Consider the following 23,742-nt stretch of genomic DNA (forward strand, 5'->3'; position numbering starts at 1 on the left):
ATATATGAATGCGATACAAAGACTATTTGGAACCCACAGTGAAAGGGAATTAAAGAGGATTTATCCCCTTGTGGACAAAATTGAGTCTTACCGTGACTCTTATATGGAGTTAAAAGACGAAGAGCTGCGGGAAAAGACAAAAGAGTTTAAGAGACGTCTTTCGGAAGGGGAGACATTGGATGATATTCTGCCGGAGGCATTTGCCACGGTGAGGGAAGCCGCAAGGCGTGTGTTAAATATGGAGCATTACCGGGTGCAGCTTATCGGCGGAATTATTCTGCACCAGGGACGAATTGCAGAGATGCGCACCGGTGAAGGAAAAACCCTTGTGTCCACCCTGCCGGCCTATTTAAATGCCTTAGAGGAAAAGGGCGTCTGCATTGTAACGGTAAATGATTACCTGGCAAAGCGTGATGCGGAGTGGATGGGACAGATACATGAATTTTTAGGGCTTACCGTGGGCGTTGTGTTAAATTCCATGGACAATGACGAGAGAAGGGAAGCCTACAACTGCGATATCACCTATATCACAAATAATGAGCTGGGATTTGACTACTTAAGGGACAATATGGTCATATACAAGGAGCAGTTAGTGCAGAGGGGCCTTCACTATGCCATTATCGATGAGGTGGACTCAGTGCTTATCGACGAGGCCAGGACGCCTTTAATTATCTCCGGCCAGAGCGGGAAATCCACCAGGCTTTATGAGGCCTGTGATATTTTGGCCCAGCAGCTAACCAGAGGTGAGGAGAGCCAGGAGTTTTCTAAGATGGATGCCATTATGGGGGTGGAAATCGAGGAGACAGGGGACTTTGTGGTAAATGAAAAGGACAAAGTGGTAAACTTAACCCAGGAAGGTGTCCGCAGAGTAGAGCAGTTCTTTAAAATTGACAACCTGGCGGATGCGGAAAACCTGGAAATCCAGCACAATGTGATTCTTGCATTAAGGGCTCACAACCTTATGTTTAAAGACCAGGATTATGTGGTGAAGGACAACGAGGTATTGATTGTGGATGAGTTTACCGGGCGTATTATGCCGGGACGGCGTTACTCTGACGGGCTTCACCAGGCCATTGAGGCAAAAGAGCATGTGAAGGTGAAACGGGAGAGCAAAACCCTTGCAACGATTACTTTCCAGAATTTCTTTAATAAATTTGAGAAAAAATCCGGTATGACAGGTACGGCTTTGACGGAGGAGAAAGAGTTCCGGGATATCTACGGCATGGACGTGATTGAGATTCCCACCAACCGTCCCGTTGCCAGAGAGGATTTGCAGGATGTGGTTTATAAGACCAAAAGGGAAAAAATGCAGGCGGTGTGCGACGCAGTGGAAGAAGCCCACGGAAAGGGACAGCCTGTTTTGGTGGGTACCATTACCATTGAAACTTCCGAGGAGTTAAGCAAGCTGTTAAAACGCCGTGGCATTAAGCACAATGTGTTAAATGCCAAGTTTCATGAGCAGGAAGCGGAGATTGTGGCCCAGGCCGGCGTCCACGGTGCAGTGACCATTGCCACCAACATGGCGGGGCGTGGTACCGATATTAAGTTAGACGAAGAGGCAAGGGAAGCCGGGGGATTAAAAATCATCGGTACGGAGCGCCATGAGTCCAGGCGGATTGACAATCAGTTAAGGGGGCGTTCCGGACGTCAGGGAGACCCGGGAGAATCCCAGTTTTATATTTCCCTGGAAGATGATTTGATGCGTCTTTTCGGATCGGAAAAACTCATGTCCATGTTTAACGCATTAGGCGTGCCCGACGGGGAGCAGATTCAGCACAAGATGCTCTCCAGCGCCATAGAAAAAGCTCAGACAAAGATAGAGTACAACAACTTTGGCATCCGTAAAAACCTCTTAGAGTACGACCAGGTAATGAATGACCAGAGGGAGATTATCTATGCGGAGCGCCTTCGGGTGTTAAACGGGGAGAGTATGCGGGATGTTATCTTTAAAATGATTACAGACCGGGTGGAGGCTACGGTGGATATGTGTATCTCCAATGAACTTCCCCCCCAGGAGTGGGATGTGAAGGAATTAAATGAGATCCTCCTTCCTATGATACCCTTAGCCCCTGTCACACCGGAAGAAGTGCAGGAGATGAAAAACAACAAGGAGTTAAAACACTCCCTGAAAGAAAAAGCCGTGAAATTGTACGAGGCAAAGGAGACGGAGTTTCCGGAGCCGGAGCAGTTCCGTGAATTGGAGCGTGTGGTACTGTTAAAGGTGATTGACAGAAAATGGATGGACCACATTGATGATATGGATCAGCTCCGCCAGGGTATCGGCCTTCAGGCATATGCCCAGCGTGACCCCTTAGTGGAGTATAAAATGAGCGGGTTTGATATGTTCGACAATATGATTGCCAATATCCAGGAGGAGACGGTGCGGCTTCTCTACCATGTGCGCATTGAGCAGAAGGTAGAGCGTGAACAGGTGGCAAAAGTAACAGGTACCAATAAGGATGAATCTGCCGCAAGAGGGCCCAAGAAGCGGGATGCGGCCAAGATTTATCCAAATGATCCATGTCCCTGCGGCAGCGGGAAAAAATATAAGCAGTGCTGCGGCAGAATGGCGTAAGAATATGAAAGCTGTTTCCGCTGTGCCGTTTAAAAGAGAAGACGAATCTATCAACATTGCAGGGGAATATGCCCCTGATGTTGGTAGAATTCGCAATATATAAGCCAACAGTACCGCTCCACCGGTGAAGAGGGAAAAATCAAAGAGGAGGAAAAAAAGATTCCATGTTTGCTTTCGCTGCAAAATAATTTCTTTTTTCCATAAGCTTCTCCTGCTTTTCTTTTGCGAGATGACGGAACATGTCCTCATATTCCATTTCCGCCATTTTCGTATCCTTTGTCAGGTTTAAAAGCTGTATATGAAGCCACTCTTCCCATAAATCTTGAAACAGGCTGAAGCTGTCGTGAAAGATAAGGGCGTCCTCAAAACCGTAAGGGTCATTGTAATATTGAAGCTTAACAAAACCGAACCGGCCCGCTTCCAGGACCAGAAGGGTTTCATCGTCAAATTCTTCCGCATAAGCATTTACCACATTTCTGCATTTTTCCTGTTCCTCTTTATTGATATATAACTTTTTTTCCATTTAACGTAAAGTCCCCTTTCAATGATTGTGAAACTATTATAAACTCAATATTGAAAAATATATCATATTTTTGTAAAATAGAAATAGTGAAAAAGATAATGTTAATTTCATGTGATACATAAAGGAGACATACAATGAAGAAAAAGATTGCGTTAGGGCTGTTTTTTACAGCAGGAATCGTTGCCGCACTGGCAGGCTGCGGGAACCAGCCGGCAGAGACCGGGGCGCCTGAGGAGACGGAAATTCCCATTGAGTCCCCGGAGGAGGAAGTAACCTTGGAGAGCGGTACGGTGGAATTAACCATGTGGTCTGAGGCCGCCAATTTCGATTTGTTAAATACCATGATAGAAAATTTTAAGGCGGAACATGCAGGGGAAGTGGATTTGAAAGTAAACCTGGTGGAAAATGCGGACGCCAATATCCGGGAAAATGTGTTAAACGATGTTCACAATGCGCCGGATATTTTTGTTATGGTAGACGATCAGCTCACGGATTTAGTGGGAGGGGGAGCCCTGCATCCTGTGGAGAACCAGGAGGAAGTCAAGCAGGCCAATCTGGAAGATGCAGTGGCGGCAGCAAGCGTGGGGGATACACTTTATGCCTATCCCATGACAGCGGATAACGGATATTTTCTTTATTATGATAAAAAATATCTCAGTGATGTGGATGTGCAGACTTTAGACGGCATTCTGACAGTGGCAGCAGCCAATGAAAAGAAATTTACTATGGACTGGAGTTCAGGCTGGTATCTGTATGCCTTTTTTGGAGGCACAGGACTGGATTTCGGTATTAATGAGGATGGAATTACCAATTACTGTAACTGGAATGCCACGGAGGGAGATGTGAAGGGAGTGGATATTGCCCAGGCAATGCTTACCATAGGAGCCCATCCCGGATTTAAAAACTGTCTTGATGCCGAGTTCCTGGAAGGTGTGAAAAATGGCAGCGTTATCGCAGGTGTCAGCGGTGTTTGGAATGCCGTTGAGATACAGCAGGCCTGGGGCAAGGATTACGGTGCTGTGAAACTCCCCACTTACACCTGCGAAGGGAAGCAGATACAGATGTCTTCCTTTAAAGGATACAAAATGCTGGGGGTAAATTATTACTCCAAACAGAAAGGGTGGGCTTTAAAACTTGCAGATTATCTTACCAATGAGGAGAATCAGAAACTTCGCCTGGAAGTGAGAAATCAGGGACCCTCCAACAAGAATGTGGCTTCCTCTGAATTGGTGGGAAGTATACCGGCAATCCAGGCAGTCATTGCCCAGGCAGAGTACGGCAAACTGCAGCGGGTAGGCAACAGCTACTGGGATCCTTTTATGGATTTCGGCGAAATGATGGCTGCAGGCAATTTAAAAGGAATGGAATTGCAGGAAGTTATGGACATGCTGGTAGCCGGTATCACAGCCAGTACAGTTCAATAGACGGGAGGCACAGCAATGGATAAGAGACAGGGACGCATAAGTACAAAAATGATTATTTTGATTCCGGTTTTCATATTGGGGATTGTCTCTATTATTTCCAATGTGGCAGCCGTGGGCAATATCCAGCGGGTAAATTCCAATGCCAGACAGATTGCCGACGGGTACATGTCATGCATATCGGAACTGGCGGACATACAAAACGAGACCCAGAAAATACATAAACAGGGCTTATCTCATATTATTGCCACAGATTTGGACACCATGCTTATGCTGGTGGACGACATCCGTGCCAGGCAGATAGTGCTGGAGGGATATCTGGAACATTTTCATATGTATATTACCGAGGAAAGCCAGGGGAGTTATGATGACCTTCTGGCAAATTATGAGCAGTTGAAATATGAGATAGCCAATCTTATGGCTTACAGCGCAGCCAGTAAAAATGCCGAAGCTTATGGTCTGGCCAACGGGACTATCGCAAACTGTGCGGAGCAGATGCAGGCGGATATTGAGCATATAAAAGAAGTGGTAAACAATCGGTCGGACATGGCAAAGACCCAGCTTAGGGAAGTGTACCAGAGTTCTCTGTTTATCAGCGCCATTACGATTATTGTCAGTTTGGTGTCCTTAGCCTTTGCGGTTTTAAGCGTGCTGAAAATGGTTATTATGCCATTGACAAAAACGCAGAAAGAAATCAGCAATATTATTACGGGTATCGACAACAGAGAGGGAGATTTGACAAGGCGTGTCACCATTTTGGCAAACAGGGAAGTTGCCGAGGTTGGCAGCGGCATCAATGTATTTATGGGAAAACTCCAGGATATCTTTAAAATTATCATCAGTAATTCCCGGAAGATGGAGGAAGTTGTAAACGAGGTGCGGGAGAGCGTCATTACCTCCAACTCCAACGTGTCAGACCTTTCCGCCTTGACGGAGGAACTCTCCGCTACCATGCAGGAAATGTCTGAAAATGCCACCCTGATTAATTCCAATACGGATTCTGTGAAAAACGAGGTGGATGCTATTGCACAGCGCTGTACGGAAATTAACGATTATGCCAGGGATATGAAAGACCACGCAGACTCCATGGAAGAGGCGGCACGGACAAACAAAGAGTCTACCGAGGTGAAGGTCAATGAAATTTTACATGTGCTGAATCAGGCCATTGAGGAGAGCGACAGTGTCAATCAGGTAAATAATCTTACCAATGACATTTTAAATATTGCAAGCCAGACAAATCTTTTGGCTTTAAATGCTTCTATAGAAGCGGCCAGAGCTGGGGAGGCCGGAAGGGGATTTGCAGTGGTGGCAACGGAAATCAGCCAGCTTGCAACTGCCAGCCAGGAGGCTGCAAACCATATCCAGCAGATAAATAATGTGGTGACTGCTGCGGTACATAATCTGGCGGAAAACGCCAACGGTCTTGTGCAGTATATGAGTGATTCTATTTTGCCGGAGTTTGACTCTTTTGTGGAATCCGGCAGCGAGTATAAGAAAAAAGCTTCCAATATCGAGTTGGTCATGAATGAACTGGACGAGCGGACGGAAGTATTGAAGGTAACTATGGGGGAAATTGCGGAATCCATAAGCACCATTGCCCATGCCATTGAGGACGGTGTTTCCGGCGTGAGCAATGCGGCGGACAGTACCCAGGGACTGGTGGAGGATATGGAAAATATCTCCAGGCGTATGGATGAAAATTATGAAATAGCAGGAGATTTAAAGAAGGAAACCGCAATTTTCACAAAGCTGTAAGTTAGATTTGTGAGTAAGAGGAGAGTATTGTGGAAAAGAAGTATGTTTGTGATATGACAAAAGGAAATGAGATGGGGCTTTTGCTGCGCTTTGCAGTGCCTATGCTCATCGGAAATATTTTCCAGCAGTTTTACAATATGGTAGATTCTGTTATTGTGGGAAAATTTGTGGGGGCCAATGCATTGGGGGCGGTGGGCTCCGTGGGAAGTTTAAATTTTTTGTTTTTTTCTCTCTGCATCGGCCTTGGCAGCGGGATCGGAATTTTAATTTCCCAGTATTTTGGGGCCGGGCAGGATGAATATGTGAAAAAAATTAATGCCAATGCGGTGTACATTACCATAGGAACAGGCTTTTTTATGAGCCTGTTTGCCGTATTTTTGGCTGAGCCGATTTTACATGCAATGCACACGCCGCCGGAGGCATTTGCTGATGCAAAGACTTATATGCAGATTGTCTGCGGGGGCACGGTGATTGTGGCAGGTTATAATACTGTATCATGTATCTTAAGGGCGTTGGGGGATTCCAAAACGCCCTTAATTTTTCTGGTAACAGCATGTGCAATCAATGTGGTGCTGGATCTTTTATTTGTGGTGAATTTTCATATGGGAGTTGCGGGGGCTGCCTTGGCAACGGTGATTGCGCAGCTTTTTTCCATGATTGGCTCCATACTTTTCGGCATGTGGAAAAATCCCTATTTGAAACTAAAAAAACGCCATTTTGTATTTGACAGGGAAATTGTGAAAAAGAGTTTCCAGATTGGGATTCCCATGGCATCCCAAAATGCCCTGATTGCCTTTTCCTGCGTGGCACTGCAGAGTGTGGTAAACCGTTTTGGACCGGTGGTGATGGCGGCTTACACGGCCACCGGAAGGGTGGAGCAGCTGGTGCAGCAGCCTTTCGGCTCTCTGGGGACGGCTGTTTCTACTTTTGCAGGACAAAATGCAGGTGCGGGGGATTATGAGCGGGTGTCCAAAGGGTGCAAAATGAGCGTGTACCTGGTGATTGGTTTTTCTGCTGTAATGATTGTGGTAATGTTCCTCTTTGGAAACCCCATTGTGAGCCTTTTTGTCAATGACCCGGAAGTGATTGAAATTGGTGCCAAGGGCCTTCGGATTACAAGCTGCATGTATGTGGGCCTTGGGCTTATCTATGTGATGCGGGGAATGCTAAACGGGGTGGGAGACGCCATGTTTGCCATGTTAAACGGCGCCACAGAGGTTGTGGGGAGAATTGGTTTTGCATGGATTTTAATGATGATTCCCGCCGTGGGCATGTGGGGCGTTTGGTATACCAACGGCCTGACCTGGGTACTCACCGGGGCTTTTTGTCTGATTCGCTTTCTCCAGGGAAAATGGAGGACAAAATCCATGGTGGATAGTGCAAAGATGGAAAAATCTTAAAAAAGCATGAATTTAATCAAAATCATTGTAAAAGAGGAGCAATAGGTTTAAAATGTATTCGCTTGGATGAAAACACAGGATTTTTTCACAGGGAGGAAACATGATTAAGTATAGCGTAAAGAAACCCTTTACAGTGTTAGTTGCAGTGATTATTGTGCTGGTAATCGGCTTTGTGTCCCTCTCCGGTATGAAAACAGATCTTCTGCCGGAAATGAATATGCCCTATATGATGGTAATCACCACATATCCGGGAGCAAGCCCGGAGAAGGTGGAGGAGAGTGTGACCAAGCCTATGGAGAGCGCCCTTGGCACCATAAGCGGGGTGGAAAATGTCACCAGTACCAGTGCGGAAAATTATTCCATGGTGACTTTGGAGTTTGCGGAGGATACCAGCATGGACTCTGCCATGGTAAAAGTTTCCTCGGCGGTAAACCAGCTTGAGTCTTCCCTGCCGGATACCTGCGGCACGCCCAATATTATGGAAATCAGTATGGATATGATGGCGACCATGTATGTCAGCGTCAGCTATGAGGGAAAAGATATCTATGAACTGTCGGACTTTGTGGAGGATAAAATTTCCCCCTATTTTGAACGGCAGAGCGGCGTGGCAAGAGTGACGGATATGGGTATCGTGGAACATATGATAGAAGTCCGTTTAAATCAGGGTAAGATAGATAAAATCAACGAGAAAGTCCTTGCAAAAGCAAACGATAAGTTAGATGACGCCCAGGCGGAACTGGATGATGCCCAGAGGGAGTTAACAGATGCCAGAAGCGAGATAGATAAACAGGAGAGCGAACTTTCCACAAAGCAGGACGAGACCTCTTCCCAACTGGCGGACGCCACTTTAAAGTTAAATGAGGCCGTGGCGGCGAGAGCGTCCTACGAGGCTCAGCTTACGAATTTAAAGACCAGCAAGGCCGCTTTGGAGGCGGAGAAAAAAGCTTACGAGGAAAACAAGATTTTAGAGAGCTATGAGAGTCTAAACAGCATGTTTATGGGGATGAAGGCGGCGGTGGAAGCGCTAGAAGCCCAGATGGGGGAGATGTCCCCTCTCCAGTCCGCAAACATGCCTTCTGACATAAAAGACGCCATAGACAATCCGGATAAATTAAAATATTTTAAAAATGCTGTGGAGACACTTGCTGCCATGCCAGATTCCCAGATTGACCCGGAGATGGCAGGCCAGGCCCAATCCATAGATAAAAAGACTTTAAAACAGGTATACGATATCGTAAATACCCGTCTGCCCCAGATTGATACGGAGCTCGCCAATTTGGAAATCGAGATAAAGGCTGCGGAAGAAGTATTAAAACAGGTGAAAAAGCAGATGTCCACCATTGATGATGCGTATGTTCAGGCAGAGCAGGGAAAAATCTCTGCGGCTGCAGGATTTGGCTCCGGCAGCGCCCAGATTGCAGCGGCGAAATCTGCTATGGACGAGGCAAAGGAACAGCTTGAGGAGGCAAACGAGACCTACCAGGATTCTGCAAAAGAGGCCAGGGAAAATGCAAATATCAACCAGATGCTTACCTTAGAGACATTGTCCGGCATGATTTATGCCCAGAACTTTTCCATGCCCGCAGGATATGTGGATGATAAGGAAGACAACCAGTGGCTGTTAAAAGTGGGGGAAAACTATGATTCCCCAGAACAGCTTGAGGATATGGTGCTTTGCAATATAGAGGATATCGGGGATGTACGCCTTGAGGATGTGGCGGATATTGTGGTTTTAGACAATGCGGAGGAAACCTATGCCAGAGTAAACGGCAACCCCGGCGTTGTGCTGTCTATTTTTAAGGGGAGCACAGCGGGGACTTCCGATGTGTCAAAAGACTGTAACCAGGCCATGGAAGAGCTTGAGGCGGAGTATGAGGGGCTTGATATCACGGCTCTTGTGGACCAGGGGGATTATATCGCCATGATTATCGAAAGCCTGGTAAGCAGCATGGTCCAGGGGGCATTGCTTGCCATTGTTATCCTTGCCATCTTCTTAATGGATATCCGTCCTACCCTTGTTGTGGCTTTCAGCATACCCTTTAGTGTGCTTTTGTCCATTGTCATTATGTATTTTACGGATATTTCCATTAACATTATGTCTCTCTCCGGCCTGGCCCTGGCGGTGGGAATGCTGGTGGATAACTCCATTGTAGTTATTGAAAATATTTACAGGTTAAGATACCGGGGGCTTGCGGCTCCCAGGGCTGCCGTTCAGGGGGCAAAGCAGGTGGCGGGAGCAATTCTTGCATCCACGTTAACTACCATCTGTGTATTTTTCCCCATGGTATTTACCACGGGACTGGTAAGACAATTAATGCTGCCCTTTGCCCTGACGATTTCCTTTGCCCTTATGGCATCTCTTGTGGTGGCCATTACTGTTGTTCCCACAATGGGTTCCGTCATGCTTAAAAATGTAAAGCCCAAGGAGCATAAGGTTTTTGACAGGATTCAGGAAGTATACGGAAATGTTCTGGCTTTCTGCCTGCGGTTTAAAATTGTTCCGCTGGCAGTGTCGGTGGGGCTTTTGGCATTCTGTATCAACGCAGTGATTAACATGGGAATTGTTATGTTCCCGGATATGGGCAGCGACCAGATTTCTGTTACCATGGAAGTGCCCCAGGAGGACGATAAAAAGACGGCATACAAAAAGGCGGATGATGTGATGAACGCCGTTTTAGAAGTGGAAGGCGTGGAATATGTGGGGGCTATGGACGCCGGGGCCTCCTCTAGTTTAGTGGGAGGAATGTCCTCCGGTTCTGAAAATTACACCAATTATTCTTACTTTATCCTGCCAAAAGAGGAGTATACGGATATCAGCCAGATAAATGCAATCTGCAATTCGATTGAGGAAAAGACAAAGGATATGGACTGTGAAGTGACGGTTTCCAATTCCATGATGGGGGATATGGAGGCTATGATGGGAAGCGGCTTGCAGATTGACGTTTTTGGCCCGGATTTGGAAAAGTTAAAGAGCATTACGGAAGAAATCATGGGAATGCTTGAAAAGGTGGAAGGATTTTCCGATATTACCAACGGTCAGGAGGATGCGGACGAAGAAATACATTTAAATATTGACAAAGATGAATCCATGCGCTTAGGGCTGACAGGCGCCCAGATTTACGGGGAGATTTCCGACAGGCTCACCACGGATAAAACCGCCGTGACCCTGAAAGTGGACGAGACAGACATGGATGTAAAAATTGTCAATGAGACGGATTTGCTCACAAAAGAAAATTTGATGGATATGGAATTTGAAACCCAGACTGTGGATGATGAGGGAAAACAGGTGACAGAAACCCACAAATTAAGTGAGTTTGCCACATTAAAATACAGTCCCGGCGTCAACAGCATCGGCCGTTCCAACCAGGTGCGTACTATGAGCGTGACAGCGGCTACCATGAAGGGATATAATACCACACTTTTGGCAAGGAAAGTAGAGAATTTATTAAAAGACTACGACCTGCCCGAAAATTATACTGTGGAATTTGGAGGGGAAGCCAGCAATACAGAGGACATGATTGTCCAGATGGGAAAATTGATGCTTTTGGGATTTTTATTGATTTATCTGATTATGGTGGCCCAGTTCCAAAGCCTTTTGTCCCCCTTTATTGTTATATTTACCGTACCCCTGGCATTTACCGGCGGACTTCTTGGAATGCTTTTTGCCGGGGAGCAGATGTCCCTGATCAGCCTGATTGGATTTTTGGTACTGATGGGTACGGTGGTAAATAACGGTATTGTGTTTGTGGATTACGCAAACCAGCTCCGCTTAGGAGGGATGGAAAAACGGGATGCCCTTATTGCTACGGGAAAAACACGTATGCGGCCCATCCTTATGACGGCATTTACCACAATTCTTGCCATGCTTGCCATGCTTTTCAGCAAGACCAGCGGAAGTGAGATGGGAAGGGGCATGGCCATTGTAGTGGCGGCAGGTCTATTGTATGCCACCTTAATGACCCTCTTTGTGGTTCCGGTGCTCTACGATATTCTTTACAGGAAAGAAGTAAAAGAGATTGACGTGGGGGATGATACTATCGATGATGTGCCAGACGATGCGGCAGAGTTTATGGAACAGCTTCAGCAGAAGGGATAAAAATTTTAAATTTCCTATTGACAACAAATACATTTTTATGTAAAATGTATTTGTTGTCAAAACAAGCGGGTGTAGTTCAATGGTAGAACACTAGCCTTCCAAGCTAGATACGTGGGTTCGATTCCCATCACCCGCTCTATATTTTAAGGAAATCCAAAGTGGATTTCCTTATTTTTATGCCCAGGGAAGATAAACTTCCCTAATGGATTTCTACAGCTTTAAAAGCCTCCTGCAAGTCCTCTATAATATCATCCACATGTTCCGTACCAATGGAAAGGCGAATGGTATTGGGTTGAATTCCCTGCTCCCTTAACTCTTCTTCGTTTAACTGGGAGTGGGTGGTAGAGGCAGGATGTATCACCAGAGATTTCACATCAGCCACATTTGCCAGGAGTGAGAAAATTTCCAGATTATCAATAAAATCTTTTGCCTTTTCTGCATCTCCCTTTATCTCAAAAGTAAAGATGGAGCCGCCTCCATTGGGGAAATATTTTTTATATAGTTCCTGCTGTAAAACATCTTTAGAGACAGAGGGATGGTGCACGGCCTCCACCTGGGGATGGTTCTTTAAATACTCCACTACTTTCAGGGCGTTTTCCACATGGCGCTCCACCCGGAGGGATAAGGTTTCCAGGCCCTGCAAAAAGAAAAATGCATGGAAGGGAGATAGGGTTGCACCGGTATCCCGAAGGAGAATGGCGCGGATTTTTGTGACAAATGCCGCTGGCCCTGCCGCCTTTGTGAAGCTGACGCCGTGATAGCTTGGGTTTGGCTCTGTGAGGGAAGGGAATTTCCCGGATGCTTCCCAGTCAAATTTTCCGCTGTCTACAATCACACCGCCAATGGTTGTCCCATGTCCGCCGATAAATTTTGTGGCGGAATGTACCACAATGTCAGCTCCGTATTCTATGGGCCTTACCAGGTAGGGGGTGGCGAAAGTATTGTCAATCACCAGGGGAATTTTGTGGGCGTGGGCAACTCTCGCAATGGCTTCTATATCAGTCACGTCGGAGTTGGGATTTCCTAAGGTTTCTATAAAAAGCGCTTTGGTGTTTTCCCGGATAGCCGCCTCAAAAGCCTTCGGCAGGGGTTCCACAAAATCTGCGGTGATGCCGTACTCTGGAAGGGTGTGGGCTAAAAGGTTATATGTGCCCCCGTAAATGTTTTTTGCCGAAACAATATGGTCTCCGTTTTTTGCAAGGTTCTGGAACGTGTAAGTGATTGCCGCTGCGCCGCTGGCCACGGCAAGAGCCGCCGTACCGCCTTCTAATGCCGCAATCCTCTGTTCAAACACGTCCTGGGTAGGATTTGTCAGCCGTCCATAAATATTTCCCGCATCCGTAAGGTCAAACCTGGCGGCTGCGTGGTCAGAATTGTGAAATACATAGGAGGATGTCTGATAAATCGGCACGGCCCTGGCGTCTGTTACCGGGTCCGGTTTCTCCTGTCCCACATGGAGCTGTTTTGTTTCAAATTTTAAGTTTCTCTCGTTTCGTAATAATTTCTTTTCCATAATTTTCTCCTTATTACCTATCTTTTCTATATGAATTAAGTATAATATAAAACTCCAAGGTTGATTTGTCAAGAAGTTTTTACATAGGGAGTTTCATTTTTTCTTTTCTTACTCCAAACCTTGAATTTCCCATTCCATGGGAATATAATGGAATTATGTAAGGTTCTTTGCCGTTGTTTGGCAATGTAAAAGGGGATAGAGATGAAAAAATCATACGAAATCGATATGTGCAACGGGCCGTTGTTTGGGAAAATTCTCACATTTTCCTTGCCCTTGATGTTGTCAGGAATTTTGCAGCTTTTGTTTAATGCCGCGGACACGGTGGTGGTGGGAAGGTTTGCCGGGAGCACGGCTCTTGCGGCGGTGGGATCCACCTCCTCCCTGATAAATCTTTTGACCAATTTATTTATTGGTTTTTCCGTGGGGGCAAATGTGCTGATTGCCAGGTTTTACGGGGCAAAAAAAGAGAAGGATGCAAGTGAGACGGTACACAGTGCCATTTTGTTAAGCATTATCTGCGGTGTTTTGCTTCTGGTGCTGGGAGTTGTGGTTACCAGGCAGATTTTAGTGTGGATGGGGACACCGGAGGAAGTGTTAGGACAGGCTGCCCTTTATATGAAAATATATTTTATGGGGATGCCGGTAATGCTTCTCTACAATTTTGGCAGTTCTATTTTGAGAGCCATCGGGGATACTAGGCGCCCCTTATATTATCTTATGGCATCAGGGGTGTTAAATGTAATATTAAACCTGATTTTTGTCATTGGGTTTCAGCTAGGGGTGGCAGGAGTGGCAATGGCTACGGTGATATCCCAGGTACTCTCTGCCTTTTTGATTCTTCGGTGCCTTTCCCGGCTGGAGGGTAGCTGCAGGCTTGATTTAAAAAAACTCTGCCTGAAAAAAGACAAGACAATTCAGATTATAAGAATCGGATTTCCTGCAGGACTGCAGGGGGTTGTTTTTTCCCTGTCAAATGTTCTGATACAGTCTTCCGTGAATTCTTTTGGTTCCGTGGCTATGGCAGGAAATACCGCTGCCATGAATCTGGAAGGTTTTATCTATATTGCCATGAATTCTTTCCATCAGACGGCTATGAGTTTTACCAGCCAGAATTTAGGGGCAGGGAAAATAAAGAGAATTAACCAGGTACTGCTTTTGTGCCTTGCCATGGTGACATTTGTGGGACTCTCCATGGGGTGGGCGGCTTACCTGGCAGGAAAACCCCTTCTTCACATATATTCTTCCGACGGGGAAGTGATTCGCTATGGAATTATGCGCCTGTCGGTGATTTGCACTACATATTGCCTGTGTGGAATTATGGATGTGTTTGTAGGGGCCCTTCGGGGAATGGGATATTCTTTTATGCCTATGGTGGTGTCCCTCTTGGGAGCCTGCGGCCTTAGGATTTTATGGATTTTTACGATTTTCCAGTGGCACAGGTCACTGCTTAATCTTTATATTTCTTATCCTGTCAGCTGGTTTATAACAGGAGGGGTGCATGCTCTTTGTTACTTGGGGGTAAAAAAGAAACACATGAAAAACGGTTACAGTTCAGTGGAAAAATAGGAGGATTTTATGCTGGAACAAATTATGGGGGCTGTGAGGGAGTGCAGCAAAATTATTCTGGAGGCGGAGAATATACAAAATGCTACCAGCAGTAAGCTGGGACATGCAAATTTTGTGACAAAATATGATAAGTGCGTGCAGCAGGAGCTGTTTGAGCGCCTTGGAAAAATTTTGCCAAAAGCAGCTTTTATGGGGGAGGAGGAAGTGGGAAAACATTTTACAAAAGAAGGGTATCTCTTTGTGGTAGACCCAATTGACGGTACCACGAACTTTATCAAGGGGTATCATGCCAGTACCATTTCCGTAGGGCTTTTAAAGGATGGAGAGCCGGTTTTGGGAGTTGTGTATAACCCTTACCGGGATGAAATGTATACGGCGCAAAAGGGCGAAGGTGCTTTCTTAAACGGGAAGCCTATCCATGTGTCTGAGGATACTTTAAGTGAGAGCCTTGTTCTATTTGGAACGGCGCCCTATTATGAAGAGTTGTGGGAGAGATCTTTTAATCTTGCCCAGGTATTGTTTACCCAGTCTTTGGATGTGAGAAGGAGCGGATCCGCCACCATTGATTTGTGCGATGTGGCAAGCGGCAGGGCAGGGGTATATTTTGAACTGCGGCTTTCGCCCTGGGATTATGCGGCGGCGTCTCTCATTGTGGAGGAGGCAGGAGGCCATGTGAGAGGTGCAGAGGGGGAGCCTTTGCAGTTTGCTAATCCCCAGGGGGTAATTGCCTGCGGGGGAAAAATTTCTATGGATGCACTGCTTCAGATTATGGACATGGTGGAATAAAATTAAGATTGAGGTTTGAAATCAGGACAAAAAGGGCATGATAAGGGAAATTCTAAATCACAGGAGAATTTTCCCATGGAAGAAAACATGTACCTTTGTATTGATTTAAAATCCTTTTATGCCTCTGTGGAGTGCGTGGACAGAGGACTTGACCCTATGACAACGAACCTGGCTGTGGCTGACCCTGACCGGGGAGAGGGTACGATCTGCCTTGCCATTTCGCCAGCTATGAAATCCCTGGGGATAAAAAACAGGTGCAGGGTTTATGAAATCCCGAAGAATGTGGAGTATTTGAAAGCACCGCCCCGTATGAGACGGTATATCCAGTATTCCGCTGATATCTATGGTATTTATTTAAAGTATTTTGCAAAAGAGGATATCCATGTATTTTCCATAGACGAGGCATTTTTTTATGTGAACCCCTACCTTTCTCTCTACGGTCTTACGGCAAAGGAGCTGGCGCAAGAAATTATGGCGGATGTTTTAACAACTACGGGGATTACAGCAGCGGCAGGGATTGGCACGAATCTATATCTGGCAAAAGTGGCTTTGGATATTTTGGCAAAACATGCAGAGGACAATATCGCTTTCCTTGACGAGGGTTTGTATCGGAAGAAACTGTGGCGTCACAAACCTCTTACTGATTTTTTCCGGGTGGGAACAGGAATCATGAAAAGGCTTTCCCATGCGGGGCTTATAACTATGGAGGATGTGGCCTTTGCAGAGGAAGAGCAGCTTTACCGCATGTTTGGCGTGGATGCGGAACTTTTAATCGACCATGCCTGGGGCAGGGAAAGTGTCACAATAGAAGACATTAAGTCCTATGTGCCAAAGCACAATTCTCTCTCCAGCAGCCAGGTGCTTTTAAGGGATTATTCCTTTGAGGAAGGCGGGCTTATTTTAAAAGAAATGACGGACAATCTGTGCCTTTCCATGTTGGAAAAAGGAGTTGCCGCCCGGTCGGTGTCCCTTTCCGTGGGGTATTCCTATGAGACAGAAATAAAGCCTGCCTCAGGGACAGTTTCTATGCATCATCCGGAAAATTCCTATATGGTATTGATACCATATCTATTGAACTTATATGAGCGAATCACCCGGAGAGACAAACCCATTCGGAAATTTACCTTAACCTGCAGTACTGTGCCGGAGGAAGGTTACAGACAGTACAATCTCTTTTCCCATGACGGCCGGATTGACCGGGATAAAAAGCTTCAGAGGGCAGCTCTTGAAATCAAACATCGCTATGGGAAAAATGCTCTTTTCCGGGGAATGGATTTGCTGGAAGCGGGAACTGCCAGGGAACGAAACAACCAGATTGGGGGGCATAAGAGTGGGGGATAAAATGCGTCCCAAAATGGAGAGGAGACAGAGGGCAAAACAGTTTATGCCCTTTGACGCACTGAAAGGATTTAAGGAGGCCCTGGCAAAAAAAGAGCAGGAGTTTTTACGGGAAATCTTAAAAGAGGAGACAAGTATAAATGAAATTTCAGACAAAAGAGATTATATTGAAAAACGGGAAAAAGGCAGCACTTAGAAATGCTGTACCAGAGGATGCTTTGGAGATGGCAGAGCTTCAGAAGAAAATTTCGGGGGAAACGGATTTTTTAATGCGTTACCCGGAGGAATGCGTAGATATGGACGAGGAAGGGGAACGGAATTTTTTAAAAGAAAGGCAGGATTCCAACGACAGTCTGATACTGGTCTGTGAAATTGACGGAAAGATTTCGGGAAGCATTGCTTTAAAGCGGGAAGCCCACATAAAGACAAAGCATCGGGGCAGCATCGGAATCGGTGTTTTAAAAAAGTATTGGAATATGGGAATCGGCACGCTATTCGTTGAAGAAATTATAAAGATAAGTGAAGACCTGGGGATAAAACAGTTGGAGCTTGGGGTGTTTGAAGGCAATGAGAGAGGGATGGCCCTCTACAGGAAAATGGGGTTTGTCCAGGCGGGATATTTACCGGACGCTGTCTGTTTAAAAGACGGCAGGATGTTGAAAGAATATACCATGATAAAAAAGCTTTAGAAAAGGAGTATGGCACAAAAGATATGGCAGAAAAAAACGGTTATCCTGTAAAATTAGCCAGGGAGTTTTACAACAGGGATGTGCTTCTTGTAGCGGAGGAAATTTTGGGAAAAACCCTGGTGCATGTCACAAAAGAGGGAACTGCTAAGGGGAAAATTGTGGAGGTGGAAGCCTACAACGGGCTTTGTGACAAGGCCGCCCATTCCTACAAGAATCTCCGTTCAAAACGGACAGAGATTCAGTTCGGCCAGGGGGGATATGCCTATGTGTACCTTATTTACGGCATGTACCATTGCATGAATATTGTGACAAACCGGGAAAACCTGCCGGAAGTCCTGCTCTTAAGGGCGTTAGAGCCCTTTGAGGGCATAGATTTAATGAAGGCCAGGAGAAAGACGGATAAAATAAAAAATCTGTGCAGCGGGCCGGGAAAGTTGTGCCAGGCCATGGGGATTACCAAGGATAATTACGGGGAGGATTTGTGCGGGGACAGTTTTTATCTGGAAGACACCCCGGCACTTAAGCCGGAAGAGATAGACAGGACGAAGCGCATCAATATCGATTATGCCCAAGAGGCGAAGGATTTTTTGTGGCGTTTTTCCATAAAGGGGAATTCTTTTGTTTCACGGTAAGCGCCGGGATCTGCCATCTCAATATTTTTCACTCCAAAGCGGCGGAGTAAACCTTCTAATTCATTTGGCATAAAAGTATATGTTATACACCACGGAGCGCCTCCTTTTTCATATTCGGCCATTTCGTTTTCTCCTCCCATAAATCCGTCTGTCATTAGTTTTTCTATACTGCTTTTTTTTAATTAAATGTATCTATTGCATTTTGCCTGTTTGATATACACCATTGTATAAAAGGGTCGTCAGAATGTTCATTCAGTATAAACTGATTTTTCTGAATGGGATTAGCAAGATACGGCAAACTGCCCAAACGGCTTGTTACACTTATTATAATATGTTTTTTTTTGCAATGCGCACAAGCTCACCGATAACGTGTTCCTGATTCGGATAGGTATATGAAATCGGCGCATCAAAAGAAACTACCATATCAAAGGATTTATTTCTATAATCACCCAAATCTTCCAGTGCGCCTTTTACAAAAGTTATTCTGTCAATAACGCCCGCTTGCTCTGCCAGTTCTATTGCTTTGTCTATCATAGGTTGAGAAATGTCAAAATGTGTAACCTGGCAGCCATGTTCTGCAAGAAGAATAGAAAATCGTCCACTACCTGCACCAGCGTGGGACATGATAATGTTTGACGGATTCATGCAGATTCACGTCATTTACCGATGTTTTAGCCTGACACAGAATGAGATGCAGCTGCCCGATAATTTCACCAATAAATCTGGCCTTTGCGGTATAATCTCCTTTATAAAAATCATGGGCAGTTATTTGTGTGCCGGAGATTCGCCTGGTTACATAGAAAAACAGTTCGCCGTCCTGTACGCATGTCCGCCCATCCGTTGTTTCGATTGGGGAAGATATACATACACCAGTGCCTTTTATAGCATTACAAAGCGCGATTGCGTTTTTGACTTCATCATAATTTTTAGAGAACTTCAGAACATCTAAAGCTTTTTTATTGATTTTATAGACGAAAATCGTCTTATAACTTCTTACAAGCCTTTATAGAAAACGGCAAAAACCATTGATTTTTCAAGGTTCTTGCCGTTTCTGCTTATATCACGCCGTATCTCTTTACAAGCCCACTTTTGGAGCAAGGGCGGCAAAATAGCGTCAAAAATTTAGACGCATGAACAGGAGGACGACATGAAAAACGAGCTTTTAGACAAGGGTATTATACTCCCGTCCGGCGAAATCGGCAAGGATAAGATAAACCTTGTAGCCGGGGCAATCACGCAGCCATTCGCAGAAATGGTATGGGTAACGACGGGCGGCGATATGGAAACCATAAACCGCTTGACAGATATTCTTGTTACCATGAACACTCCCGCCGACCGGGGGAAGCTGTTCAAAATCATCAAAATGCTCTACGGGCTTATGGGCTTGCCCTTTTCCGGGGAAGCCGAGCCTATGGACGCAGACCCCGCCGTTTTGGAATACTTCATTTTTTCCTTTACGGCAGACTTTGGGGAAGTCATGCAGGACATAATCGCAGACGAAAAAGAATAACGACCCGCACAGGCGGCGTTTCTTACTCTCTACATGGGAGAACAGGAACGCCGCTTTTTAGTACCATATAAGTGTAAGAGATAAAGCATTTCATCAGTGCTTTACCTTCTGCACTTATTTTTTTATGATAAGGGAGTAATTGGTCTGGCGAGGCGCTTTTTGGATTAACCACTGGAGGGAGAAACGAAAAGCCACAGAGCCGCCCAAGCCGCCTAAGAAAAAATCCATAAAGGAACTTATGGAACTGGAAAAGACCGGGGCAGAGCTTACGCCGGAGGAAACGGAACGGCTTGCGGAATACCGCCGGAAAAAAGCCGCACAGCATAAGGCATGGTGCGAAAGGCAGAAAGCCGGACAGCCAAAGACAAGGACGCTCAAAGAGCTTGCCGCCGCCCAAAAAGAGGGGGAAGCCTTAACGCCGGAGGAATCGGAACGTCTGGAAGCCCACAAGAGCCGGAAAAAGATAGCAAGGGAAAAGCTGGTACGGCAAGCCGAAACCGACCCGGCAGCGGCGGCAGAGCTTGCGAAAAAGCGGGCGTATGCTTCCGAGGCCACCAAGAAATCCCGGCAGAAAATGTATGAGGAAGCCGCCACTGGAAACCCCGAAGCGGTGGAACGCTATGAGAATTATCTTGCCGCAAGGAGGGAAGCATACCACAGGAAAAAACAGGAAGCAGAGAGAACCGCATAGCCTCCCCGTCTGAACATCAAGAGCCGGAAAAGCAAGGGCGCATTGTGGAAATGTGCATAACAGGCTATGGAATCATGGATAACTCTGTTCACAGCACATGGAAAAGCAAAGAGCAGCTTTCCCACGTCCTGCAAACAGAGTTACCCACAATTCCATAAGACAGCCAGTTATACACATTACGGCACAATGCCGACTACTACGGAATCCCTCTTTTTCTTTATCTTTTAAAACATATTTTTATTTTACGGAATATAGGTTAGCCCCCATTTTGTCATAGCGTAAAAGACAGGCAATAATGCTGCGCCTTTATCAGTCAGAGAATATTCTACATGGGGAGGAATTTCGTTAAATTGTATTCGTGACACCAACCCGTCTTTTTCCAGTTCGCGCAAAGAAGAAGTGAGCATTGTATTTGTAATGCCGTCAATGTTTTTTCTCAATTCGCCAAAACGTATAGGGGATTTAATACACATTTCGTAAATAATCTGAAATTTCCATTTGCCTTGTAACATGATAATTAAAGATGTTACCGGGCAATTACCAGCTTCGGTGAGAATACCGATTTTAACTTTTTGTGTCCATTCGTCATAAGTTAAATCCTTATCCATACTGAATCGTCCTTTCTTTAGGATATGAATATATCAAATATGTGTTTAACAGTATGGTCTACCATACTATGTAAGAATATTCTGCGTACTTGAAGAACATTTCAAACTAAGTATAATTATCTTATCAGCAAAAGTCAACAAAGGCTCTGCTGTAATTCAAAAATTTTATCATAGAAAGGATAGTTTTATCATGAAAGAAATTAACATTGAACAGGCAACAGCAGTTACCTCACCAGACCCGCTTATGCTGCTTTGCACGACAAAGGAAAATGGAAGCCTTAATATGGCTCCGGTATCGTTCTTTATGTACTCATCTTATAACCCGCCTATGCTTGCATTTGCAATGGGAAAAGAATCTAATTCCGGCAGTAACATTCGCCGGACAGGAAAAGCGGTTTTTGCTGCTCCGGGTGTCAGCTTAAACAATGCAGTAATGGCATATGGTTCTTTCAGCGGCAACGAGCAGGACAAGCTGAAAGAAACACCGATTGTGTTACAAAATATTGAGGGAAGCAATATTCAAATTCCAGAGGATACACGAGTTGCCTTTGTGGTATCCCTTGCACAAACTATGGAATTCGGCGACCATTACTTGTATCTTTGCAACATTGAGAAAATCGTTGCAGATGAATCAAAAGACGCATTATTTGCATGGGACGGTTATGCGAAAGTTGCTCCGGCACAGGAAAAATAAATTAGTGTAACAAAAAAGTAGACAAATCAATCAACGGAAAACAAAAGTTATAAGCACCATTGTGGACAGCCTATTCAATTTTAGGCTGATAATTCAGAGGGGCGATAGCTTAAAGTGCTACCGCCCTTTTGAATATAATAGGCAATTAATAAAAATGTATATTTCTGTTTGTTTTATGGAGGTGATTTATCTTGAGCATAATAGAAAAAGAAATTGTTACAAAAGACTTGATTACAAAATCGAATTTACCAGCTAGTGATTATGTAATCAATCCTTATGTTGGCTGCCCTCACGCTTGCAAATACTGCTATGCCCGTTTTATGAAACGATTTACAGGACATACAGAAGAATGGGGAAATTTTATAGATATAAAGCGTTGTGATAAAACAATTAGTGTAAAAAAGCTGTATCAAAAATCTGTATTTATTTCTTCTGTAACGGATTGTTATAATCCTTTTGAAGCAAAATATCAAGTGACAAGAAATGTTTTAAAGCAGCTAAAGAAAGCGGATTGTTTGATTACTATTTCCACAAAGTCTGATTTGATACTAAGAGATATTGATATATTAACAGAGCTGAAAAATTTAGTAGTTGCAATTTCTATTAACACTTTAGATAACGATTTTCAAAGTGATATGGATAACGCCAGCAGCATTACACAGCGGATTACAGCATTAAAGGAATTACATAAACAGGGTATTTATACAGTTTTATTTATGTCACCCATATTTCCGTATATAACAGATTTTAAAAAAATCATTGAAGCAACAGCAGCGTTTGTATGTGAATATTGGTTCGAGAATTTGAATCTTCGTGGGAATTACAAACAGGATATTTTTCAATACGTTTCTGAAAAATACCCACAATATTTAAGTGGTTATAAAGACATATATAACAATAAGAACATGGAATATTGGAAACAATTATCCGCTGATATAGATAGTTATTGCGCTCAAAAAAATATCAAGTATACAAATTATTTTTATCATAGTTTACTTGTTGCAGAAAAAAAGCAGTCAAACGCTAAAGACAATCAGAGGGCGACAATATAAAATTGCCGCCCCTCTGGATTATAAATGCAACCGTAAACCAAGCACCGCCCCATGTGGGAGAAAGGAGGATTTTTCTATGGCTTGTACAGAAGCATACAAAGAACATATCGTGTATTCTTTCAACGCCTTTTGCAAAGTTGTCATACGCTATGCCGCTATCAACGCATGGCGCGACAGGAACAGGCGGCGGCAAAAAGAAATATCCTTTGAATACCTCACAGAAGAAAAGTTCTACCCTCTAAGCACATCAGACGAATTTCTCAAATCACCCTACGAACAATACCCCGTTACGATATGCGGTCAGACAATCATACTCACCAATGGGGAGCTTGCCGCCGCCCTGTTATCATTGCCGGAGAAAAAGAGGGAAATCATTTACCTTTACTTTTTCGGGAATTACACACAGCAGGAAATCGCGGATTTATACGGGCAATGCAAGAGTACGGCATGGCATTATATCCACAGCGCATTACAGATGTTGCAGGAGGAAATGGAGGTGCTTTTACATGGGGAATCCTAATCTTATACCGTATGAAACCATTGTCCGGGCAACCAGCGGAGAGCCGGAAGCCGTGGACGAGGTTTTACGGCATTACAGCAAGAGAATAAGAGTATAGAGAATAGAGAGGGAGATATAACACACGCTTATGGGAGATACCGGAATGTATTTCTATCTTCCGCAGAACTGGCAGAACTCCAGACGGAACTTCCCTCTCTTTGGGAACAGTACATTGAGCGGCTGTCCGAGTACATGGAATCCAGCGGAAAAGGATATAAAAACCACGCCGCCACAATCCGGCGCTGGGCGAACGCCGACAAAAAGAAGGAGAAACCGCCTGCCCGGAACCGGGATTACAGCGTAGAGGAAGGAGAAACCATATGATTGAGATTAC

At 45.0% G+C, this 23,742-nt stretch carries 20 protein-coding genes, 1 tRNA gene and 2 pseudogenes; 19 read left to right on the top strand and 4 right to left on the bottom strand.

Annotated features, from left to right (window positions below; translation table 11 throughout):
- Nucleotides 1–4 precede the first annotated feature (4 nt).
- Nucleotides 5–2,575, top strand: a complete 2,571-nt coding sequence (secA, locus tag D7Y06_RS12350; protein ID WP_120408100.1) for a preprotein translocase subunit SecA — start codon at nucleotides 5–7, stop codon at nucleotides 2,573–2,575.
- A gap of 139 nt (nucleotides 2,576–2,714) precedes the next feature.
- Here secA and D7Y06_RS12355 read toward each other — a convergent pair whose 3' ends face one another.
- A complete protein-coding gene (locus D7Y06_RS12355) occupies nucleotides 2,715–3,098 on the bottom strand; it encodes a hypothetical protein (RefSeq protein WP_120408101.1) in 384 nt (127 codons plus the stop codon).
- A gap of 134 nt (nucleotides 3,099–3,232) precedes the next feature.
- Between D7Y06_RS12355 and D7Y06_RS12360 the strand changes: the two genes are divergently transcribed.
- From D7Y06_RS12360 to D7Y06_RS12380, 5 genes are all read left to right on the top strand, one after another.
- Nucleotides 3,233–4,522 (top strand): extracellular solute-binding protein, encoded by a 1,290-nt coding sequence (locus D7Y06_RS12360; protein ID WP_120408102.1) that lies wholly within the window; start codon nucleotides 3,233–3,235, stop codon nucleotides 4,520–4,522.
- A 15-nt stretch (nucleotides 4,523–4,537) separates the two neighbouring features.
- Nucleotides 4,538–6,274, top strand: a complete 1,737-nt coding sequence (locus D7Y06_RS12365) for a methyl-accepting chemotaxis protein (RefSeq protein ID WP_120408103.1) — start codon at nucleotides 4,538–4,540, stop codon at nucleotides 6,272–6,274.
- A gap of 29 nt (nucleotides 6,275–6,303) precedes the next feature.
- On the top strand, nucleotides 6,304–7,674 hold the full coding sequence (locus D7Y06_RS12370; RefSeq protein WP_120408104.1) for an MATE family efflux transporter: 1,371 nt from the start codon (nucleotides 6,304–6,306) through the stop codon (nucleotides 7,672–7,674).
- Between the two features lie 100 nt (nucleotides 7,675–7,774).
- On the top strand, nucleotides 7,775–11,770 hold the full coding sequence (locus D7Y06_RS12375) for an efflux RND transporter permease subunit (protein WP_120408105.1): 3,996 nt from the start codon (nucleotides 7,775–7,777) through the stop codon (nucleotides 11,768–11,770).
- A gap of 65 nt (nucleotides 11,771–11,835) precedes the next feature.
- A tRNA-Gly gene (locus D7Y06_RS12380) sits at nucleotides 11,836–11,906 on the top strand.
- 63 nt (nucleotides 11,907–11,969) lie between these two features.
- Here the strand turns inward: D7Y06_RS12380 and D7Y06_RS12385 are convergent.
- Nucleotides 11,970–13,283: an O-acetylhomoserine aminocarboxypropyltransferase/cysteine synthase family protein gene (locus D7Y06_RS12385; RefSeq protein WP_120408106.1), complete on the bottom strand. Its 1,314-nt coding sequence runs from the start codon at nucleotides 13,281–13,283 to the stop codon at nucleotides 11,970–11,972.
- A 201-nt stretch (nucleotides 13,284–13,484) separates the two neighbouring features.
- On the opposite strand from D7Y06_RS12385, the gene D7Y06_RS12390 reads away from it, so the two are divergent.
- The 6 genes from D7Y06_RS12390 to D7Y06_RS12415 all read left to right on the top strand — a co-directional run bounded on the left by D7Y06_RS12390 (nucleotide 13,485) and on the right by D7Y06_RS12415 (nucleotide 18,294).
- Entirely contained in the window at nucleotides 13,485–14,849 is a 1,365-nt protein-coding gene (locus D7Y06_RS12390) for an MATE family efflux transporter (protein ID WP_120408107.1), read from the top strand.
- 9 nt (nucleotides 14,850–14,858) lie between these two features.
- Nucleotides 14,859–15,635: an inositol monophosphatase family protein gene (locus D7Y06_RS12395; protein WP_120408108.1), complete on the top strand. Its 777-nt coding sequence runs from the start codon at nucleotides 14,859–14,861 to the stop codon at nucleotides 15,633–15,635.
- A 75-nt stretch (nucleotides 15,636–15,710) separates the two neighbouring features.
- Nucleotides 15,711–16,976: a Y-family DNA polymerase gene (locus D7Y06_RS12400; RefSeq protein WP_120408109.1), complete on the top strand. Its 1,266-nt coding sequence runs from the start codon at nucleotides 15,711–15,713 to the stop codon at nucleotides 16,974–16,976.
- Complete coding sequence (locus D7Y06_RS26550; protein ID WP_199714700.1) at nucleotides 16,966–17,169, top strand: hypothetical protein; 204 nt, start codon at nucleotides 16,966–16,968, stop codon at nucleotides 17,167–17,169. Before D7Y06_RS12400 ends, D7Y06_RS26550 begins: the two co-directional genes overlap by 11 nt.
- A complete protein-coding gene (locus D7Y06_RS12410; protein WP_120408110.1) occupies nucleotides 17,114–17,662 on the top strand; it encodes a GNAT family N-acetyltransferase in 549 nt (182 codons plus the stop codon). The genes D7Y06_RS26550 and D7Y06_RS12410 overlap by 56 nt, the downstream gene beginning before the upstream one ends.
- Nucleotides 17,663–17,685: 23 nt before the next feature.
- Nucleotides 17,686–18,294 carry a DNA-3-methyladenine glycosylase gene (locus D7Y06_RS12415; RefSeq protein WP_120408111.1) on the top strand — a complete coding sequence of 203 codons (609 nt, stop codon included), beginning with the start codon at nucleotides 17,686–17,688 and terminating at the stop codon, nucleotides 18,292–18,294.
- Nucleotides 18,295–18,618: 324 nt separating this feature from the next.
- On the opposite strand, the gene D7Y06_RS27075 is transcribed toward D7Y06_RS12415, so the two are convergent.
- On the bottom strand, nucleotides 18,619–18,939 hold the full coding sequence (locus D7Y06_RS27075) for a class I SAM-dependent methyltransferase (protein WP_243119305.1): 321 nt from the start codon (nucleotides 18,937–18,939) through the stop codon (nucleotides 18,619–18,621).
- Between the two features lie 502 nt (nucleotides 18,940–19,441).
- Between D7Y06_RS27075 and D7Y06_RS12425 the strand changes: the two genes are divergently transcribed.
- The gene (locus D7Y06_RS12425; RefSeq protein ID WP_120408112.1) at nucleotides 19,442–19,804 is read left to right on the top strand and encodes a hypothetical protein; all 363 of its coding nucleotides are present in this window, start codon (nucleotides 19,442–19,444) and stop codon (nucleotides 19,802–19,804) included.
- 139 nt (nucleotides 19,805–19,943) lie between these two features.
- The gene (locus D7Y06_RS12430; protein ID WP_243119307.1) at nucleotides 19,944–20,495 is read left to right on the top strand and encodes a hypothetical protein; all 552 of its coding nucleotides are present in this window, start codon (nucleotides 19,944–19,946) and stop codon (nucleotides 20,493–20,495) included.
- Between the two features lie 242 nt (nucleotides 20,496–20,737).
- On the opposite strand, the gene D7Y06_RS12435 is transcribed toward D7Y06_RS12430, so the two are convergent.
- A complete protein-coding gene (locus tag D7Y06_RS12435) occupies nucleotides 20,738–21,103 on the bottom strand; it encodes a winged helix-turn-helix transcriptional regulator (RefSeq protein ID WP_120408113.1) in 366 nt (121 codons plus the stop codon).
- 190 nt (nucleotides 21,104–21,293) lie between these two features.
- Between D7Y06_RS12435 and D7Y06_RS12440 the strand changes: the two genes are divergently transcribed.
- The 5 genes and pseudogenes from D7Y06_RS12440 to D7Y06_RS28255 form a co-directional block, all read left to right on the top strand.
- The gene (locus tag D7Y06_RS12440) at nucleotides 21,294–21,797 is read left to right on the top strand and encodes a flavin reductase family protein (protein WP_120408114.1); all 504 of its coding nucleotides are present in this window, start codon (nucleotides 21,294–21,296) and stop codon (nucleotides 21,795–21,797) included.
- A gap of 191 nt (nucleotides 21,798–21,988) precedes the next feature.
- Nucleotides 21,989–22,849, top strand: a complete 861-nt coding sequence (locus D7Y06_RS12445; protein ID WP_120408115.1) for a radical SAM protein — start codon at nucleotides 21,989–21,991, stop codon at nucleotides 22,847–22,849.
- 76 nt (nucleotides 22,850–22,925) lie between these two features.
- Nucleotides 22,926–23,369 (top strand): RNA polymerase sigma factor, encoded by a 444-nt coding sequence (locus tag D7Y06_RS12450; RefSeq protein ID WP_016303733.1) that lies wholly within the window; start codon nucleotides 22,926–22,928, stop codon nucleotides 23,367–23,369.
- A pseudogene (locus tag D7Y06_RS27080) lies at nucleotides 23,356–23,463 on the top strand (helix-turn-helix domain-containing protein); the annotation flags it as partial. The gene D7Y06_RS12450 and the pseudogene D7Y06_RS27080, both read left to right, overlap by 14 nt.
- Before the next feature lie 2 nt (nucleotides 23,464–23,465).
- Nucleotides 23,466–23,732 (top strand): annotated as a pseudogene (locus D7Y06_RS28255) (phage replisome organizer N-terminal domain-containing protein); the annotation flags it as partial.
- Nucleotides 23,733–23,742: the final 10 nt, after the last annotated feature.

It is taken from the genome of Roseburia sp. 1XD42-69 (assembly GCF_003612565.1).
In the GTDB taxonomy this organism is placed as follows: Bacteria; Bacillota; Clostridia; order Lachnospirales; family Lachnospiraceae; genus Roseburia_B.